This is a genomic window from Halostagnicola kamekurae, assembly GCF_900116205.1.
Taxonomy (GTDB): Archaea; Halobacteriota; Halobacteria; order Halobacteriales; family Natrialbaceae; genus Halostagnicola; species Halostagnicola kamekurae.
Genome location: NZ_FOZS01000012.1, coordinates 1 through 19038 on the forward strand (window position 1 = coordinate 1; position 19038 = coordinate 19038).

The following is a 19038-nucleotide window of genomic DNA, read 5'->3' on the forward strand; positions in this document are numbered from 1 at the left end:
GGTGTCAACCGGTCACGGAAAGCCGTTCACGACTGGGTGCAGAAGGCAAATCTACAGCCCGCTAGCAACGCAAGTCCGGATCACGTTGCGCTCGACGAGACGGTGATCCGAATCAATGGCCAGCAGTTCTGGCTGTACGCCGCTGTCGATCCCGAGACGAACGAATTTCTGCATTTACGGCTGTTTACGACGACTACGACGGCATTGACGCAACGGTTTCTGCGAGAGCTTCGTGAGAAACACGACGTTGAGGACGCCGTGTTTCTCGTCGATCACGCACACCATCTAGCGGCTGCATTGCAACGAGCCGGGCTCCGATTTCGATCCGAACGACACGGAAATCGGAACACTGTCGAACGTGTCTTTAGAGAAATAAAACGGCGGACTTCTTCATTCAGCAATAGCTTTAGTCACGTCGATCCAGCGACCGCCGAAACGTGGCTACAAGCCTTTGCCGTCTGGTGGAATTCGCGTAACTAAACACGATGCTTTTAACCTCTGAACAGTGGTTAGTACTCGTGACATTGGCATACGTGGTTCTCACTTTCCAGCTGGTCAAAGAGACGAAAAAAGCTCGTGAAGATGACCGACAACAAGAAATCAATCGCCAGAAACGGGAGTAGAGAGTCTCAGAAGGGCTCTTTTAGCAGAGATTGGACAGAATCTGAGTAAATTAAATAATCTTGACACTAGTCGGACTAACATGGAATTTGGTGCAGATGTGTTTTATAGTAATATTTATCTGAATAACACAAATGGAATCGGACTGTTAACCCCATCAGAAGCGGAAGCAGTGGTTGAAGCGTTTACCGAACTTATCGAGAATCAGAAATTGATACGAAAGGGACTAGAGATTGATGACAACCGGCATGGAAAAGGTTCTACTGCTATCTCCAGTAGGCGGTTCAAAGACCTTCAAAGAAAGTTAGAGCAAGCTCGTGACGAACTTCAAGGCTGCACCGATTCTAATCCTTTGGAAGACCTAACCCAGAGGGATGAGGATGCGATGGAAGTTCGTTTGTAATCTCAGACGATGTACTGTTCATTCTATCCACAATCATCTTCAATAATACAACAGTAACATGTTGGCAATATCGTGCAATCATATCTGCCCCGTCATCAAATTTTTCCAGTACACTCTGGATTGACTTGTATGGAAAATTTGAATCCAGATTCAGGCGCAGAATGGGTGAATTACGTTGTGTTCTTGGTGATTGGGATGACTCTGCTGGTATTCGGGGGAGCGTTCTATGAACTGCTTGGTGACATGCTAATGGGGGATCTCCAAGCTGCGGATCACCTAGCATCTATTTTGTCCGCATTTGCGACAATAGTCCTAGTTGCTGTAACAGGATGGTATGTTAGTTTGACCTCGAATTTAGTAAGCCAAACAGAGAAACAACGACAGCAGGAAAGGGAATTAGAAATTTCGAGACACGAGACGCGGAAGCAAAATCTAAGACAAGCATTCCTCATTGAGCTTAATGAGATCTCGAGTACATTAAGGGAAATTGCTAAAAGTGGAGAAGATAATCAAGTCACTCCTAATAAGTATCTGGATGTTCTAATGCCAACAATTGTCTACGAGTCAAATGCAGATCAGATTGGGATTCTAACGGCAGATGAAGCGACTTCCTTGACTAACATCTACACTCAATTACTCCACCTCCGCGGTTTGTTAGAGTCATACAGTGAGATCAAGGAAAAAGATGATCTAACCAGGGATGAGAAGGCCAAAAAAGAACTTACCGAGTCTCTTGGCTCTCCAATGGCGGCTATTATCCTGAATGAAATAGAAGAAGTTGAAGACCTAATGGTGGAAGAAGTAGAAGAAGCGAGGACAATTGACCAATTGCCAGAAGCACTTTAGAAGAAAACAGAAATATAGACGATCTAACTCTGCGTCTGACCTAAAGTGTACGACGATTTTCTTTCACTTCTCTCTCAAAAGCAGTGTCCGAGAACTACTGTAAAGTCGGACGAAACGAGCCTGATTTCAGTCTGAGTACCGCCGAAAAAGCTAGGTTCCTATCCGTTTTTGTCCGACATGCAGGCAAACCGGACACCATGAATCTGCAACAGCATGAGAACCGCGACGATATGAAGGTCTGGCTCAGCCAGAACGAAGTAGAACAGTTGCTCGATGCTGCCGACGGAACTCAGCAGCGGATCGCCTTTGCGCTCGGTGCGCGCTGCGGGCTCCGTTCACACGAGATACTCAACGTCGCTCCCGAGGACATCGTCAACACCGACGCCGGGACGATACTTCGAGTCTGGCACGGAAAGGGTGATAAGTTCCGCGAGACACCCGTCCCGCGTGATCTCGCGACGACCATCCGCACGGTCGACGACGTTCGCGATGCATCCTCGAGCATGTCGCTCGTCGAGATCGCGAGTACGCGCTCGCTTCGGCGGTGGGTGCGATCGACTGCCGACGAACTGCACAAGGAGACCAAAGACGCCGGCTGGTCACACCTCGGTTTCCACGATCTCCGACGGACCTGGGCGACCGCGCTAGCGTCTGCTGACGTTGATCCATTGCTTGTATGTGACTGGGGAGGGTGGAATGATCTCGAGACATTTCTAGAACACTATCGGGGTAGCTACAGCCCTGAAGCACAACGGAGAGAACGGGAGAAAGTGGAATGGCTGTAACTCCACTGCCAAACTCTGGGTTGAAAAGATAGAGTTTAAAAATTCGATTCAAAGTAGCCTTCACAATTTTGTACCTCCCTTATAGTAGTAGTACTAATGAGCGTTCAGGAACTCAACACCGTAATTTCAAAGCTGAAAGAGAGGGACTTTGAGAGGGAGGAAGAACTCAGGTCTTTACTACCGGAGTTTGTGGAAGCATTAGAGTATGATTCTGAGAACTTATTTTTCGAAATGTCGATTGAGATAGAAAGCATTCCCGAACCATCTGAGCCGGTCCCAAGTCCTACGGTTGATGCTGTAATCAAATCCAACTCTCGATCACCTCCTTGGATGGTGATTTCTGTTCAATTGATGTATGAACCAGTACGCTTTCCGGGACATCGGGGTGAAATGGCTCGAATCGAGGAAGAACGTCTGCGAACGATCTATGAAAATACCCCTGTAGAGCAGGCTATTATCTTCTCTAATGAACTAATCACATATATATCAGAAGGGGATTTTTCAGGAATATCGATTAATGATTGGACGGGATCCAGCAAGACATTATATGAGTCTCTGAAAGCACCAGATTCTCTTCCTCACCAAGAGTCCATATCAACCGAAGAAGAACACAAGGGTACTGTAGAATCAACTCATTTTGAGATAGATCTTGATGAATATCAAACTACCCTCAATAAGGTTGAAAATGCAGAGTCCTCTCCAGAGAAGGGTGAAGCGTTAGAAGAATTATCTACCCTTCTTTTCAATAGTATATCTTTTATGAACGTGAGAAGAAGAAATCTCAGGAATTCGTCATCAGAGTTAGATGTTATAGTGGAGAACAACCAGTCAGACAACAATCCTCTCAAAAACTATGATCGGTTTATTCTAATTGAGTCAAAAAACTGGAAAAAGCCCGTAGGAGCTAGCTATGTTCGGGATTTTATAAGTAAAATCCGTTCTATTCAAGTCGATTTGGGAGTGATAGTAGCCCCAGAAGGAATTACTGGAAAAAGGGTGAAGACGCAGTAGATGAGTTGAACAAATGCTACCAAAATAGCGGAATAGTTGTGGTCGTTGTTGATAGTAGTGATCTACAATCCGTATTAAATGGAAATAGCTTCTATAAAATATTAGATAATAAAATATTCCATAGGAGATTTAGGAAAGTAACATGAAGGCATAATTGGTTTTAGTTGTATTCGGACAGCGACTGAGATTTCTCGGACGGTCGCCGAGAGCGGCGACTTTGATCTTGTCGAGGTAGTTGGTTCGCCTCAAGAGTTCTGATCAAACAATCGTCTACTGGCTACGGACACCTATTCCCGGATAACGAGATTAATGGCATCACTTGCGTCAAGAGTTTAACGCTATTCGTCCCTGCCGCAGAGGAGTGCGAAACTATTGATGTCCAATGGATCAAAGTGGTATTCTGTGATTTCAACAGGACTGAACGAGATATTTCACGAAACTCACATCCCCTGCTAGATTCCCTGTTAGGGGTGTCCCTAAGGGAGACCTCATCAAAACACATTCCTACATCTGCGGGCAGAACCCCACGGGGGTGGACACCGATTCTATGCAGAAAGAAGCAGAGTTTGCTGGAAAACAGCCCATCTAGATAGTGTTGCCACTAGCGAGATCGTTTCAGCGGAGGTGCTGCCACGCAACGGATGCAAAGGATTTCGTATCAGTTTCGTCGATCGATCGGAGCCCAGAGTCGATCTCCTTCTTGTAGCGAATCTTGGCCATCCGATAGCGGTCCTCGGGCATGTCAGCCGCAGTCCAAAGATCGTACCCTTCGCGGATCTTTCGCCTGATGTCATCGACGACGCCGAATTCTAAGCGAAGCGCGTTTCCATCACGATCACGAATATCGATATCGTGTTTTGCGGCCCACGCGATGAACGCGCTCGTCGACTGATCGAGACCTCGTTCAGCCGCTTCAATCGCTTTGGCACCGGCTTCTGCGGCTCGTCTCGTCGCTTCTCTGGCCTCTGTCACTGCATCATGGACGAGATCGGCGATGTACTTCGACCGAAGAGAGACCTTCCCGTATTCCCGTTCAACTAGTTCCGGGATCGTGTTGAGGGCTCGGCGAACACTCCCTGGATGTCGGTCTGTTTCATCAGCAATATCTTGCGGACTTACCTCGCCTCCATCAGTTATGAGAAATTCAAGGGACTCCCATGCTGTCGGAGCGATCCCATCCGCAAGATGTTTGATAACGACGGACTCTTGGCGGTGTTTGATCTGAGTGAAATCCAACTCGAGAACATCACGATCTCGATCCGAGTCTTCAGCTTGGAAGTATGCATCTGTGACGTAGGTGCCGATTCCTGATTGAAGTGGAAGACCAGCTTCGGCGAGTACGCTAAGAAGCGTCTCCTCGAGTTCACGATTGAGTCGGTCAATATCAGCCGGCGATGCATCGAGCTGCTCGTTCCAGAACGAACGCTGATAGGATACGCCAACTTTGGGATGGGCTATGGAGCGGTTGCTGTCGAGACTGACTGCATGCTGTGCGTAGTAGTGCTTCACTTCCTTCGGTAGTTCGTGCGATGGAAACGCCTCACGGACGCGATGCGGGCCGAGAGTGGCCGTGTGATAGTATCCAGGTCGATCCCGCCCATCTTCATCACTGTCGTACTGAACGAGCTTCCGTCGTCCTGTGCGGTCGTTCTCGAGTAAGTGACCCAACTGAGCGATCGGACCGTCTCGAGCGTGCACCGATCCACTCTCGTCCTTGTAGATGCGTACATACCGTTCCGCATCCAAGATCGTCGAGAACTCGTGTAGTTCATCGAAGTATCGGCTATTGACACCGACCACTCGCATCGCGTGCTGGATCAACGGATGGTAGCAATCGAACTCGAAGTTCGAACCCTGAACATGGAGATTCACGCCTTCATCGAGATTGTCGGGGACAGAAATTTCTCCGCCGTGCTCGCTTCGCATTCCCTGCCAGCGCGGAGCGAGATGGACGTGGAACGACCGTTCACCGACGATATCTTCCTCACTCTCGACTCGAAGATCAAATTCGCGCATCTCTGCGAGCCGAAACTCGGTTCCAGTGGGAAGTTGCTCACCTGGGTGCTCGAGTCCTGAATCCCGATAGGATAACGTCACTCCCCACTCCTCGTCATCAAATTCGAACGAAGCGTGCTGGCTCCCATCACCGTCTTTGATCCGACGATCGCATGCAAAGAACGGATCGAGACCATGCTCGGCGAAGAGGAAGTGAGCCGCGAACTCGTGGGGCGCGGTCTCGATCAGTTGCACCCGCGCTCACCTCCCGTACCAGCATCGGCGAAGAGACCCCTGAGTAGGGGGTATGTCGTTACGGCATGTAAACCAAGAAGGCTATGCCGCCTCCCGGATTTGAACCGGGGACAACGTGAGATGGCCATGAGTCCGAGTGACCTACTGGCGAGGGGGATAACACACTGCTTCCCAGTTCATAGATCTCGTGGGATAAGGACGGTTTCAGTTTCAAAAGTTCGGGTAGGGCGTAGGGCCTATATTCCCTTCGGAAAGCTATGAGTGTCCCGTTGGTGAAATTTAGATGCCCTAACATACCAAATTGGCATTGGTGAATCGCTAGATGACGGCGACTTCTGGCACTAACTCAGGCAGTTCAATTTATCACCCTTGGACAATTCGGCTTCAAGTTCTAGCGAATCTCTGCTGGCGGAGTGGTTGTGCTCATTCACAGGACAATTTGAGATGCGGTGCTAAAGCAAGTATTTTAGTACCGACACAAACAGGTACAGCGTAATGGGTGTCAACTCGAGTGGTGATGAGGATACTACAACCACCCTTGAGACACATCAGGAAACACTCAACACAGACAACATCACGTTCGTCGACGCTCTCAACAGCGAAATTAGCACGGTCCTCGAGAATACGCCCAATCTTCAGTACGACTACGTTCTTGGCGATGTCTCCGACTATGGTGTTTCCGGAAACGGACATGCACACTTCGATCTCGTTCACGAAGACTCTACGATCCACTGTGTAATCTTCAGCCATCGACTCCATTCGTTCGACATCACGATCGATGACGGGACGCACATCGCAGTCAAGGGAGAACTGTCGTATTACGCAGCAAATGGCAGTGTCTCACTTATTGTAGAGGACTTTGTCGAAGTCGGAGAGGGGAACTACCAGCAAACGTACCAAGAGAACAAGCGAATTCTCGAGGAAGACGGCCTCCTGAGCGAGAAAACAAAGCAATCACTCCCCGAGTTCCCTCGGCGGATCGGACTCATTACGAGCGTAGACAGCGATGCCCGTGAAGATGCCGTCACAAGCATTCATAGTCGCCATCCTGACGTAGATCTCGTCATCAATCATACGACCGTCCAGGGTGACGATGCGATGTTGTCGATGATGCAAGCGATCAGCGAACTCGATGATAATGCCCGCATCGATGTGATCGTGCTCACTCGTGGTGGTGGATCAGAAAAGGACCTTCGCGTATTCAACGAGACACCGCTTTGTCGAGTAATTCACAATACCACGACACCATTTGTTGTCGGTGTCGGTCACGAGAACGATCGGACACTGGCTGATGAGGTCGCAGACAAGCGCGTCATGACGCCGACATACGTAGGCGAGATCGTACCCAAAAAAGAGGAACTCGAAACCGAACTCAGGGACGTCACTGATCGGTTGGACCGTGTATACGAACGAACTGTCCAGACTGAACTCAAGGCGACTGTGGATAATCTGGATACTGCTTACGAACAGCAGGTTGACAGCAACCTCACTACGTTTTCAACAGACCTCGATCACGCATTTGAAGCACTCACGTCTGAACGGCTCACGGCGCTTGAAACAGAACTCAAGCATGCGCTGGAATCCTTCGAACAGCAAAAATCCCACGAGAAAGAGAAAGTTCGGGAGCTCACGGGGCGATTGAACAGTGCATACCAGCGGACAGTCCAGACACACCTCGAGGGAACAGATGAGAGGCTCGACAACGCCTACAAACAGCATGTAACCAGCGAACTCGCTACGTCCTCAGCAGACCTCGATTACGCACTAGAGTCCTTCGAACAGCAGAAAGTCCACGAGGAAGAGAAAGAAGCAGTTGCGCAAGAGTACAGCGAGTCACAACGCCGGCAGCAGATCACGATCGCCGTACTCGTGATTCTCGTGTTGCTGTTGCTCGGCATCCTTCTGTTAAACCTATGAGCGACACACCAGACATCCCAGACGATGCATCGATTTCAGAGAAGACAGAGCGCCTCGAAGAGATTATCGCACAGCTCGAGGATGGAGAGGTCTCCCTCGAGCGAGCAAATGAACTTCACACGGAAGGAACTCGTCTTTTAGAAGACTTGAGAGAAGACTTAGATATTGGCGACGGGGCAATCACTGAAGATCGATAGCCTCGGAGTTAACATCGAACCTGAACGGATCCGTACCAAGTCAATCTGTTCGTCTACCTGCTTGATTAAGAGCAGAAAGTGCCGTAGAACACTTCTTCCGGTGTTGATTACACCCGGATACGTGGCTATATCGTGATTGCCTTTGGAGCCCAACCTGGTGACGAGCCACCATCGAAATCGAGCAAGTTCAGAAGAACGTCGCGTTTACGAGTATTGTCGATAGCGACCCGCGAGCGCTGTGAAAGTCCAGCCAGATAGCCGGGAACTTGATCTGTTCTCTTAATCTGCTTACGCCGGTGATCTTTATGCGCCAGTTAGAGTGAGGTGCATACTTGTGTGCCTCGAGGCACGAATGAGTACAAATCGATCACCCGAGAGCGACCCGAATCGAGATAGCCCGACAGACGAGTATACAAGCGACCGTGACCGCAACTATCCAGAAGATGTTGCCCGACTGAACGGATACGAACTCGTCGCAATCAACGAGTGGCTGCCAGGTATGGAACCAACACCGTACGAACTCAATCTCACTGATGGCTACGAGTATCGGACACGCTACTGGCGTTGCAGGAGGTGCGGCCAAGAGCACAACCATCGCGACGAGTTCACCACCCCCTTCGAACAACCCCCAGCCACCGACCGCACTCGAGGCAGGTGCCTATTCAGTCGACGACCCACGAACTCGCCGTGCACTGAACGAAGGGCTAGATATCCGCTTTGGGGCAGTGGGTCCGATTTACGAGGGTCTGTCTTGGTAATTTCTCGTTTAATACTTCTCGAAGGCCATCTGAGTAGCTTCCTCCTCAACACGACGACAGAGGCCCTCAATCGCTTCTGGTTCCAGTGATTCGATTCTGTCTATACGGTGTGCGAAATTCTTCATATAGTGTCCTTTCAACCCGACTACAATTGTACCGTGGTTTTTCGCGTCTTCTGTGCGTGCAGGCACTGACACGATATTATCGAACTGGTCATCGACGAGTTCCCGGTTGAAGACTACTCCAATACGGTCAGAACGAACGTTCTGAACCATATTATCGATGTCAATGCTGGTATAGTAATCTTTCCCGAGAGTGAAGAAGACTACATCGTAGTCTGATTGGTTGAGCACCTGCTCTAAGTCGTCCTGAATGCTGAGTTGTTTAGATCGTTCCCTGATGTCGGTAACGCCCATCGAACTGAACGTCACTTCGTAGGGTGGCAACGGTTCGTCCTCAGAAACGAGGCCGAAGCCTGCACTTATGAAGTACCGCCCAACATCGTGCCCTTCCCCTTTGAGTCGTCTAATCGCTTCTTTCACGAACTCCTGCTGTCGTCCCGTGTAGAGATCCTTGGCGTTGATTCCAGGAACATTATTTCGCTCTAATAGCTCTTCTCTCGAGAATTGGAGCGTCTCTTCATCATCGAAGACAGGTGCACCTTCCGGGAAGTTCTTCGAACCAGAGCATTGGTCGATTACCAAAATATCGAGCCCATCCTGGACATTGATTTTGGGAGGGTGAGGCAAGAAGTCGTCTCCAGCTATGTAATTCTCTCCGCACGCCTCCAAGGCACTCTGTCGTAGTTTCGAAGGGTCTTGGAACGTCTGAATTGTACAATCGTTTTGCTCCACGGCATCTACGACGTGCTCGTCGATTTCTCCGTCAGGTGTGTGGAGGAACACCTTCTGGTACCGCTTTGCTTGCTGACCAAGGTTTTCAGCCATGCGACTTCGGGCAAGCGAAACGCCGGAGGGAGTATCGCTCCACCACTCACGTACACCACTAGCATCTAGAACGCCAACTTCAGCAACAGGGAGATCATGTACTTGCTGCCAGAAGTCCGGGTGTTTGGCTCGCAGGTAGTCCTCAACAGTTTCGTAACTGTTCAGAGATGCCGTTCCTCGAGTCCCGATGAGGATTTTCGGTAGTTCATCGGTAAACTCATCATAGAACCGTCGTGTGTTGTGGAACCCTCGTCGACGGTTGCGATCGTTACCACGGAAGATACAGACCTCGATACTATTCTCGATACAGATCGAGCAATCGCACTTATCCCAAGGCCGGTTTTGCAGTGTTCGCTGGTACTCTTCCAAGAGGTCTTCGTCGCCGATCCACGTCGCATAATCGCGAACGGCAGTCCAAATCGCGTCGTAAGCAGTTTCAGGATCGTCGTTTTCCAGAATGGTAGTCATACGCGGGAAATCCTCGAACTCCCGTTGCACGAGGGTTAGTAGGTCAGCGTACTCATCAAAGTCAACTGGATCTTCGGGATTGTCCTTTTGAAGGAGTTTGACCAGTTTTTCCCACAGATTGTCCCTGAGCTTCGTCTGGAGTTCTCGGGTATACTCGAAGTCATCTCTGAAGGCTGTTTCAACCTCCTCAAGCAGAGCAGTTCCCTGAGACAGAGAAACATCATATTGCTCGTCGTGACGATGTTCACGGAGATACTTTTCGAGGGCCGTCGTTACTCTCGGGGAACGTCTGAATTGTTGTTCTGCGGTAGTTAGTAGATCATCGTATTCGTCGAAGCTAACCGGATCTTCTGGATCATCTTTCCGAAGAAGTTTGACCAGTTTTCCTCGAAGGTTGTCGCTGAAGCTCGCTTGGAGCTCTCGAGCGTACTCGAAGTCCTCTCTAAAAGCGGTTTCAACTTCTTGGAGTAGAGATGCGTCGTATTGCTCGTCGTGACGGTGTTGACGCAAATATTCTTGAGTGGCCGGAAGGACTTCTTCTGCTTTCTTTTGCCACTCATAGAATGCGTCAACGATAGACTCCCCAGAATCGTAGGCTCTCAAGGCTGCTAACGTTTCGCGGCCGCGAAGGGACTTCTCTACGGCCTCTGCAAGAGAATCACGGTTAGATGGGTAACGCACTCGAATCGCGTCGTATCGCTCGTCGTTGTCAAGCCGGTAATTCTGGCCTCCGGTCCATGCCGAACGGAGCATACTCGCACTATCGAAACTGGTCATCCCCGATCGACCGACCGTCTCGAATCCTTCACTCTTCGCAAACCCGAAAACGTGTGAGTCAATGCGAGTGTCGTTCTCGCGTTCAAACTCCTTTGCAGTCTTTCCGACGCCCTTCACGATTTGCCTGACGTCGTGGATGGGGCTGCCAGCGACGCCACCGATACCGAGATAATCGTATCCAATGTCGAGAACTTCCTCCGCGGCCTCGATATACGTTTCCGGGTTCCAGCCCTGTATCGCTACCATTAGCCGGAACGGGTAGTTATCTTGATGGTACAGGTCGTACATCTCCTGAGCGTTCCGGAGAGTGAGCTTGTAGCGGAATGCTGCGTCATCCTCTCGGTACACAGCTCTGGGATCGCGAGCTAATCGCGCAAGTACCGTATCGACATCGCCTTGGAAGTCTTCTGGAGCAAAGGCCTCGACGTCCTCCTTCGATTGAGTACAGATTGACGGTTCGTACTCCTCAACATAAGTAGGCCATTCATGGGGCCACTCGTCGGCCATCAAATCGACGACATCAGTCAATGCATCGGGGATGTCACCCTTTTTGAAGTCGGTGTGGAAAGCGCGTTCGTCGAGATACAGTCGGCCCTTGTCTTTCCCCGAACCCAAAACGAGGTGATCGATAGTAACGCCGACTGTGACTTCCAGTGTTTCGTAGAAGTCGAGCATCTCGGCGTTCCCGTATGGAGGGAACGGGAGTGACTTGTAGCCCCACGCGCCGCAGTCGCTGATCGTCGGAAGCCATTCTGGAACGGACAACACCGGATCATCGTAGACCCCGTACTCGGCAAGACGATCTGCCTTGCGAGTCGTCTCTTCAACCTGCTCACGCGAAATTAGCACGCCATCAATTGGGGTTGTGTCGCGTTCGAAAATATCCCAGATGTAATCTAGATCTCGCTCCTGACGGTCGAGAGTAGAGAGTTCGTCGTGCCGGAAATCGTAGTGGGAATCAACCGCATCGTCCCACTCAGGAACGTAAAATCTCACAGATTCTATTCACCGTCTTACGCTAAGTTGGTTCCTCCTTATGAATCTCCCCAATCCGGTCGAGATCCGCGCCGGGAAAAGCCTCGCCGTGTCTAGAGAAGGAAAATGTTGTTAGCTAGTTTCACACGCAAAACACATCCGATTAACTGAAACCGTTGCAAACAAGTGATACGAAGAAATCGCATATCAGGTACTACAGGAATTAGAAGACGTTAATATCGATAGCGAGACGTCCTTCTTCCGTAGAATATACCATCTTAGACTTACCATGTTTTTCGGCACGGACAAATCCTCGTTCTTCGAGCTCGCTAACGTGACGGGCGACAGTGCTCTTCGCGACATCGAGTGTGTTCGAGATAAACGTCAGTGACGTCTCCTCATCAACGTCGACAATCGTCTCAAGGGTCTCAACAACGGAATCGCTTAAGGGGTCCACGAAGTTGGGGATCTGAATCTCTGAGACGGATCCGGTAATATCACTGAACTGGAGAACTGTATCGATAGCATCGCGTGAGAGAAAGGCGGAGAATGCGACGGGGAGATATATATCTCGTGCACCTCCACCAAGAACGAGGACGACGTCGTCGCTTTCGGATTCCACCCGATCGATGCTACGACGAATACCCTCGTAGAAGTCTTCGGGATCGAGTGCGACCGAATCAACGGTGACATTTGGTTGTAGTTCGGTAACCATTCGACGTACGTCCTCACGTGCCTCGTTCGACCGGTCATTTTCGCCGTCATCCGCTGGGTGTACCAGAGCGATTTCGTCGCCCTCTTCAAGTCCGTGGGTGAGTACTGGTCGCGTGACACGGGTACTGTCGAATCCGATCGTCGCGATGAAGGTAGTCATTCGTGTCATCGTATCGGATGTCCCATATAAAACGGTGCTGTTGCACGACAGTAGAACAGTACCATCTTGTTGTACCAATTTGCAATAGTTGATTAAGGCGTCAGGCCAGTTAAGACGAGGAATCACAAAGACTTTAGCTAGAAAAGCAATTTGGTTTCATAGATCTACAATCCACTCAGTGAATACTGGTACACTGGAATAGATATCACTTTAACAGAAGTTCTAATGCGATGATACCCCCTCTCAAAAACACGAGTAAACCAAGCGAAGTTACCGCGGCCAGCGATTGACCGATGTACCGACATCAGAACATGGTTGCCACGACACATAGTGGAAACACTGTAATAGGATGACTACAGGACACTGGTATGAACGGTTCGACGACTCAGAACCGATTCAACTCGTCGATATAGTCCATACGAGAACGCCGACGATCGTCGTCAGGGACTCGCAGTTACAGAAGCGACGGAAACAGGCGCGAGCACAACTTCGTTCTCTTCCGCTCTTTCAGTCGCTTGGGCTGAATCGAGTCGTTCATACTGATCTATGGGACAACGAGTATAGCCCGATTGATTACGAGCACATCTCGAGTGAAGACGCAGATCCTGAAGAGGTTGAGTTCCCCCTCGTGCACGTGGTTACGCAGGATGGTATCCTCGAATACGGCGAAGAGGACCTCGTTCGTCGACTTATAGAGCGTTCACTCGATGAGGGCGGACAATACGTCCTGATCACGGACACCACAGCACCACAGACACCGAACTACACAAAAAAGCCAGGTCGGTCTGTCGTGGATGACTTTCCAGCTATCGCAGTCCGCGATTACGCCTCGCTGGCGAACTCGTTCGGGGAGGATGTCCTTGGCGGACGATCGCGGATCCCCGTGGTCGACACTCGGAACGTGTTCTTCCACGCCGCGTCAGCGATCCACGATGAGGCAGGCGCTCCGGCGGACAGCATCGAAGCGGTGTTCGACTACACTCAAGCACCGACCGATAGCCCGGTGTGGGATTCGGCCCGCTACTTCCTCGAACACGACCTCGACAACGTGCTCGAGGACTACGCAGACCACATCCGTGAAGCCCTCCGCTCGTGGATGGAAAGGGGAGACACCCAGCGGGTCGCCAACCACATCCTAGAGGTGCTTCGGGTCTGCGACTACGATGCATCGACTCTCGAAAATTATCGACAACGAGACGCCAAATATCGATGACTGCCACCTACAAGACGAACGACAACAAACCGAAGCAAGATCTCGTAAACTACTCGACGGTTCGCGTCCCCGAATTACGGCTCATCTATCGTACCCTCGAGGCTGCTGGGGGCGAGTCAATAAACGTGTCCACGCTCAAGGACGCGATAGTACCGAGCGACGACAACGGCTCGAAGGACGCCGACCATCTCGGAAGGTGTCTTAAATTCCTTCGTGCGATCGATCTCCTCGAACGTCCGGAGGACCGCATGGTCTCACTGCTCAATAAGGATGTCTATCCCAACCTTTCGTTCGAGCTTCGGTTACTCTACCACTTGAACCGTCAGGAACATCCACAGGATCACATTGTGGAGGCCCAGCGCGTTGCCTTCGAGTTTGCCTCGAAGACAGTCGAGCGTGAGCGTCTCATAACTGAATTCAATAACGAGGTGGAGCACATTAACTGGAATAAAACGAAAATAAATGGCTGGTATCATCTCCTCGAAGGCATTGGCGTATTGTCGTACATCGATTCTCGAGAGTTGGTGCTGTCGCCGCGGCCAGCGCTGCTGTACGAACTCCTCGAGACTTTCCGAGATGAGGAGAACTCGACCGACTTCGGCGCCGCGGTCGGCTGGATTGAGGACAAGTTCCTTAGCGTCCTCACGACCCGCCCTGGGACGCCGAGGCTCCATCAGGGTGTCACCGACACACTGCAAACCCTGATGGATGAGGACTACGTCGACGTGCGCGGAATGTCAGATGCGAATAACGAGGTCGTACTGCCTTCGACACACTCCCGAAACGAGGAACCAAACGTGACGAAGTTCGAATTGAACGACTGGCCGGAGGAACCGCCCGCAAGCAAACGCTATCTTCTCGATCGATTCACGGAGGTGGACGCATGAGCGAATATCCTATCGACTGGTCTGACGACACCGTTCGACAGTACCTGACTGCGGAGGCGCACCAGAAGTCCAAAGAAGAGTTCGAACGCACCCATATTGACATCGACAAGCTCAGGGCAGACTATCTCTTTCCCCATTCGACGAACGACGAGTTCGTCACACAGGAGGAGTTCCGCGATGCGATCCTGAAGTCGAACACCAAAGACGATAATCGAATATTCATCCTTCGCGGGGAGACCGGAAGCGGGAAGAGCCAGTTGTGTCAGTGGCTTGAGTACCAGATTGGGCACGATGCTACCACTGGAATTGACGATACGCACGTCGCCCTGCACGTCTCTCGGAGCGAAACACGCATCAAGGACATCGTCGAGATCCTCACAGAACCGCTCGAGATGGATGTCAACGTCCGCGACGTCGGTGGGCTCGACCCCGAGAAGGTCGCAAACGCGATGCTTGCAAACCTCGAAGCATACAACCCGATGCTCGAGTCGTTCACAGAGGAGGAGATCCAGGCGCTCGTCGAGGATCGTCCCCAGAGCACCGATCTCCGAGGTATCCTCGAGGAGAACGTCCGCGAGTACCAGGAAGCGGTCCTCAGTGACGACGAGGAGGACATTCCGGAACTCATCACGGAGGATGACTACCGCGACCTCTCGATAGCGGCGTTTGGAATGGCGGAAGGCGGCGACACTATCTTTCCGGCACTCCAGAGTTTCATCGACCAGGAACTGTCCAGCAAACTCGGCGTCGGCGATTTCCAGCAACGGCTCAAGGAGATCTCCGAGGAGTATGTCGCCCAGGGGCTCCGTCCGGTCTTGATTTGTGAAGACCTCACAACGTTCAGCGTACTTAAGGAGCAGTTGCTAGATCACATCTTCCAACTCGACAGCGGACACTACGATGTGGTGCTCGGGTGGACGACTGGTTGGGAGAAGGACAACGTCGACACAGCACTGGGGACGAATGAGGACGCCCAGACGTACATGAAAGACCGGGCAGAGGGGTACCTCAGCACGACTGACGACACCGGACAGGCGTACTTCCTCACGGACGATGTCACTGTCGAACTGACGAAGCAGTACCTCTCGGTCATTCGTGAGGACTCGGCGGTAGCGGCTGACACCGAGATCCCAGAGGCGGACTTCGACGGGCTCTATCCGTTCAACGCGGAGCTCGTCAAACGTGCGTACGAAAACCTCATTCAGGACGGGAACGAGCGACGGACACCGCGACTCCTCCTCATGCGAATTGTCCGGGAGTGCTTGACATCGACAAAACCACCCTTCGAAGCGATCGACGGGAACCCATACGTCAAGCAGTTCCCGACGCCCATATCGCTGGACTATCCCTCTGAAGTCCAGTCGATAGTGAAGTGGTATGGTATCCCGACCGCTGAGGGGAACATGCGGGTACCCCAAAGCGTGTTTGAACTTTTCGACATCCCCATTCCTGAACGGACGGGCCAAGTGACTGAGACTGACGTGGTCTTTGACTCGGACATGGGGTCGACGCCGGACTTTCGACTTCGCCAGATCGACGGACAGATCGAACCCGGGGCAACAATCACGGTCGAAGCGCTACTGAACGACCGTCCGGAACCGGACGTCGAGGTGACTCTCGACGGATCCACCGTCGGCTACACCAGCGATGATGGGCGGCTGTCAGTGACGCTTCCTAACGAAGAAGGCGAGGTGGTGATCGGCGGTGAGAAAGCGAACTTGAACGATACACTTGATCTCGCAGTCGGGACGGACTCACTTGCGCTTGTCCCGACACCGTCCTCACCGAACGAAGGCGAGACGGTGCAACTCACTGCACGTGTCAACGGTGAACCGACCGCAGACGTCTCCGTCGAACGTGATGACGAAGTGCTCGGGACGACTGGGGAAGGCGGGACTATTGAACTCACTGCTGACGATCCCCCCTCTATGAGCCTTGCCGCCGAGTACGAAGAACTCGAAGACGAAATCAACGTCCAGATTGCGGGGACCAAGATCTATCCGGTCGAGACTGATTACGGAAGTGAGACAGTCGACGAATACCGCTTCGACTACCAGCAATGGGTTTCGAACGGTGAAGAGTACGCCAGTTCCACGATATTGCGGGACGGAACTGCCGAACTACTTGAGGAGTGGTACGATCCGACCCGCCTCGCCAACCCCAACTCATCGACGCGAGGAACGAAAGGGATCTACTACACTCGCGGTAGTCAGATTCCTGTCTCACTACAGGGGGTTGACGAACGGACAGGCATCAGTATCGAACTCTCGTTTGGCTCTGAGTACGATCAAATCTACGAGCCGTTGTTCTGGCACGGGATCAGTGCTGACGGTGAACTCCCCTACGAGGACCGCTATGATCTCAACTACGGACTACTTCGTAACTGGGCCGACGACTCCGTTGCCGAGTTCAAACAGGGGATGCGTGAGCGCATCGAGGACTGTTTCGAAGGCTGGACCATCGAGGAATTTGTCGTCGTGGCACAGTATCTCCTCATCAACGCAGAACGAGGAGAGACTGAACTGACACGTGACCTGATGTTCGAGTCCTACGGAATTTCGAATGATTACCCCCATCCATTCACGAAACGCTTCGATAGAAATAACTCCTTCTTCGAAGCTTTCCAAGGCCTGACCAATCAGAGCAGCCTTCCAACCGACCTCGCAAAAGGATTCTTCAAGATCAAGGAGAACTTCGTGGACGCCAAGCGATTGAACGAGGCCTATGGGGCAGTTGCCAATGACCTCGAGACATACCTCGAGGAAGCGATGTTTATCGACAGCGACGGCCTTCCGGATGCGTATAAGGTTGGATCAACGCGTAAAAAGGCTACAACCAAGCTAGCATCTGTCCTTGAGTACGTAAGAGTCTATGCACAGGAACTCAATGGACTCGGTCCGAACAACGTTGAGTACATCACCGATACTGTAGAGAAGATAGATACTTGGTACGACAAGAGCCACTCGCTCCACCAACTCCAGGAACTGTATGACGAGTTGCTCGAAATCATTGGCGATCTCGATGTGAACATGCGTAACACGTGGGAAAAGCAGCGGAAGTGCCTCGAGAAAAAGGACCGATTCCACCTTGGTTCGTTTGCGAAGGATATCGAGCAGTTCCGAGAAGTTGAGTCCGCAAGCGGACACGAACTCATTGGACTGATGCACGAATTTGAGGAAAGTCGGGAAACGGCCGCTGAGTGGAAAATCTACGAGGCTATCAGCGAGATGATCGAGATCGCGCAGAACGCCGATGTTCCTGAGATTGACAACGAACGAGAGAGCGAAGTCAAGAATTCCGAGGAGTTCCGCGCTCTCATCGCGACGCACGACGAGATCGCCAACATCATCGGAGGTGAGTGACAATGTCATCGAATATCGAAAAAACAGTCGAAACGCTACGGTCGAAGGCTGATAACTATCAGGATGCAACGAACTTTGAGGCTAAATTAGAGGAGAACACCGGGACTGCGTCGACGCTGAAGACATCTCTCGACGGACTTCGGAATCGAATGGAAGAGGTCGAACGACTGAACGACATCTACACGCGGGTCTTCGATCGTGACACGCCTGAAACGGTCAAAGACGCACGTCACCAGGCGCGTCAGGTCCTGGACCGGACCGCAGACGACTACTGGAAGTTGATCAACGAGGACCGAAGCGAACAGTACACGGCCAAGGTCCAGACCGCAAAGTCAGAGGCCGACGATGCGCGAAACCTCCTCCGGACGGAATTGAACGAGATTCAGACCGCTTGGCGGGACGATATCCGGGCAGCACGGCGGATTCAGACGTTGATGCCTGACTCTCGGGAGTCGTCCCAGTTGCTCAACGACATTGAGGAGTTCGTCGACAACCGTATGTGGGACGACTCCGCCGACATCAACTCACTGCAGGGAGAATGGCAGGGACTCGAGAAGAAGTGGGACGACGGTGTTGTAAGTTGGGACGAACTGCAGGACCGGTACGCTCTCAGCGACGCCACAATCGATCGCCTGAAACGGCTCGCACAGGGGGAGAAAGTGTCATTTAGTAAACTAGATGGTGGCGTCGTGGAGGAACTGATGAACGTCGACGAATTCCGCGACGTACTCGAGGTGACGCTGTAGG

At 51.6% G+C, this 19038-nt stretch carries 14 protein-coding genes and 1 pseudogene; 12 read left to right on the forward strand and 3 right to left on the reverse strand.

The features are described 5' to 3' along the window. The 5 genes from BM348_RS20225 to BM348_RS20990 all read left to right on the forward strand — a co-directional run. Window positions 1-480 (forward strand): IS6 family transposase (locus BM348_RS20225; protein ID WP_092907879.1); only part of this gene is annotated, 480 nt, incomplete at its 5' end. A 223-nt stretch (window positions 481-703) separates the two neighbouring features. Further along, window positions 704-1024: a hypothetical protein gene (locus BM348_RS20985; RefSeq protein ID WP_139231274.1), complete on the forward strand. Its 321-nt coding sequence runs from the start codon at window positions 704-706 to the stop codon at window positions 1022-1024. Between the two features lie 129 nt (window positions 1025-1153). Beyond that, entirely contained in the window at window positions 1154-1870 is a 717-nt protein-coding gene (locus BM348_RS20230; RefSeq protein ID WP_139231275.1) for a hypothetical protein, read from the forward strand. A gap of 197 nt (window positions 1871-2067) precedes the next feature. Next, window positions 2068-2655 carry a tyrosine-type recombinase/integrase gene (locus tag BM348_RS20235; RefSeq protein ID WP_092907883.1) on the forward strand — a complete coding sequence of 196 codons (588 nt, stop codon included), beginning with the start codon at window positions 2068-2070 and terminating at the stop codon, window positions 2653-2655. Window positions 2656-2751: 96 nt separating this feature from the next. Continuing rightward, on the forward strand, window positions 2752-3666 hold the full coding sequence (locus BM348_RS20990; protein WP_139231276.1) for a hypothetical protein: 915 nt from the start codon (window positions 2752-2754) through the stop codon (window positions 3664-3666). A gap of 615 nt (window positions 3667-4281) precedes the next feature. Here BM348_RS20990 and BM348_RS20240 read toward each other — a convergent pair. After that, window positions 4282-5916, reverse strand: a complete 1635-nt coding sequence (locus BM348_RS20240) for a DUF7845 domain-containing protein (RefSeq protein WP_092907885.1) — start codon at window positions 5914-5916, stop codon at window positions 4282-4284. 495 nt (window positions 5917-6411) lie between these two features. Here BM348_RS20240 and xseA point away from each other — a divergent pair, with 495 nt between their 5' ends. The 3 genes and pseudogenes from xseA to BM348_RS22120 all read left to right on the forward strand — a co-directional run. Beyond that, window positions 6412-7833: an exodeoxyribonuclease VII large subunit gene (gene xseA, locus BM348_RS20245; protein ID WP_092907887.1), complete on the forward strand. Its 1422-nt coding sequence runs from the start codon at window positions 6412-6414 to the stop codon at window positions 7831-7833. Beyond that, window positions 7830-8030: an exodeoxyribonuclease VII small subunit gene (gene xseB / locus BM348_RS20250; protein WP_092907889.1), complete on the forward strand. Its 201-nt coding sequence runs from the start codon at window positions 7830-7832 to the stop codon at window positions 8028-8030. Before xseA ends, xseB begins: the two co-directional genes overlap by 4 nt. A gap of 352 nt (window positions 8031-8382) precedes the next feature. Continuing rightward, a pseudogene (locus BM348_RS22120) lies at window positions 8383-8773 on the forward strand (hypothetical protein); the annotation flags it as partial. Window positions 8774-8796: 23 nt separating this feature from the next. Here the strand turns inward: BM348_RS22120 and BM348_RS20260 are convergent. Continuing rightward, a complete protein-coding gene (locus BM348_RS20260; RefSeq protein WP_092907891.1) occupies window positions 8797-11976 on the reverse strand; it encodes a queuine tRNA-ribosyltransferase tRNA-guanine transglycosylase in 3180 nt (1059 codons plus the stop codon). A 202-nt stretch (window positions 11977-12178) separates the two neighbouring features. Further along, the gene (gene csa3 / locus BM348_RS20265; protein WP_175507280.1) at window positions 12179-12829 is read right to left on the reverse strand and encodes a CRISPR-associated CARF protein Csa3; all 651 of its coding nucleotides are present in this window, start codon (window positions 12827-12829) and stop codon (window positions 12179-12181) included. 790 nt (window positions 12830-13619) lie between these two features. Between csa3 and BM348_RS20270 the strand changes: the two genes are divergently transcribed. The 4 genes from BM348_RS20270 (at window position 13620) to BM348_RS20285 (ending at window position 19037) form a co-directional block, all read left to right on the forward strand. Beyond that, complete coding sequence (locus tag BM348_RS20270; RefSeq protein ID WP_217642060.1) at window positions 13620-14042, forward strand: hypothetical protein; 423 nt, start codon at window positions 13620-13622, stop codon at window positions 14040-14042. Beyond that, on the forward strand, window positions 14039-14929 hold the full coding sequence (locus BM348_RS20275) for a hypothetical protein (RefSeq protein ID WP_092907895.1): 891 nt from the start codon (window positions 14039-14041) through the stop codon (window positions 14927-14929). Before BM348_RS20270 ends, BM348_RS20275 begins: the two co-directional genes overlap by 4 nt. Continuing rightward, a complete protein-coding gene (locus tag BM348_RS20280) occupies window positions 14926-18291 on the forward strand; it encodes a hypothetical protein (protein ID WP_092907897.1) in 3366 nt (1121 codons plus the stop codon). The genes BM348_RS20275 and BM348_RS20280 overlap by 4 nt, the downstream gene beginning before the upstream one ends. Before the next feature lie 149 nt (window positions 18292-18440). Next, window positions 18441-19037 (forward strand): hypothetical protein, encoded by a 597-nt coding sequence (locus tag BM348_RS20285; RefSeq protein WP_139231277.1) that lies wholly within the window; start codon window positions 18441-18443, stop codon window positions 19035-19037. The last annotated feature ends 1 nt before the right edge of the window (window position 19038 follow it).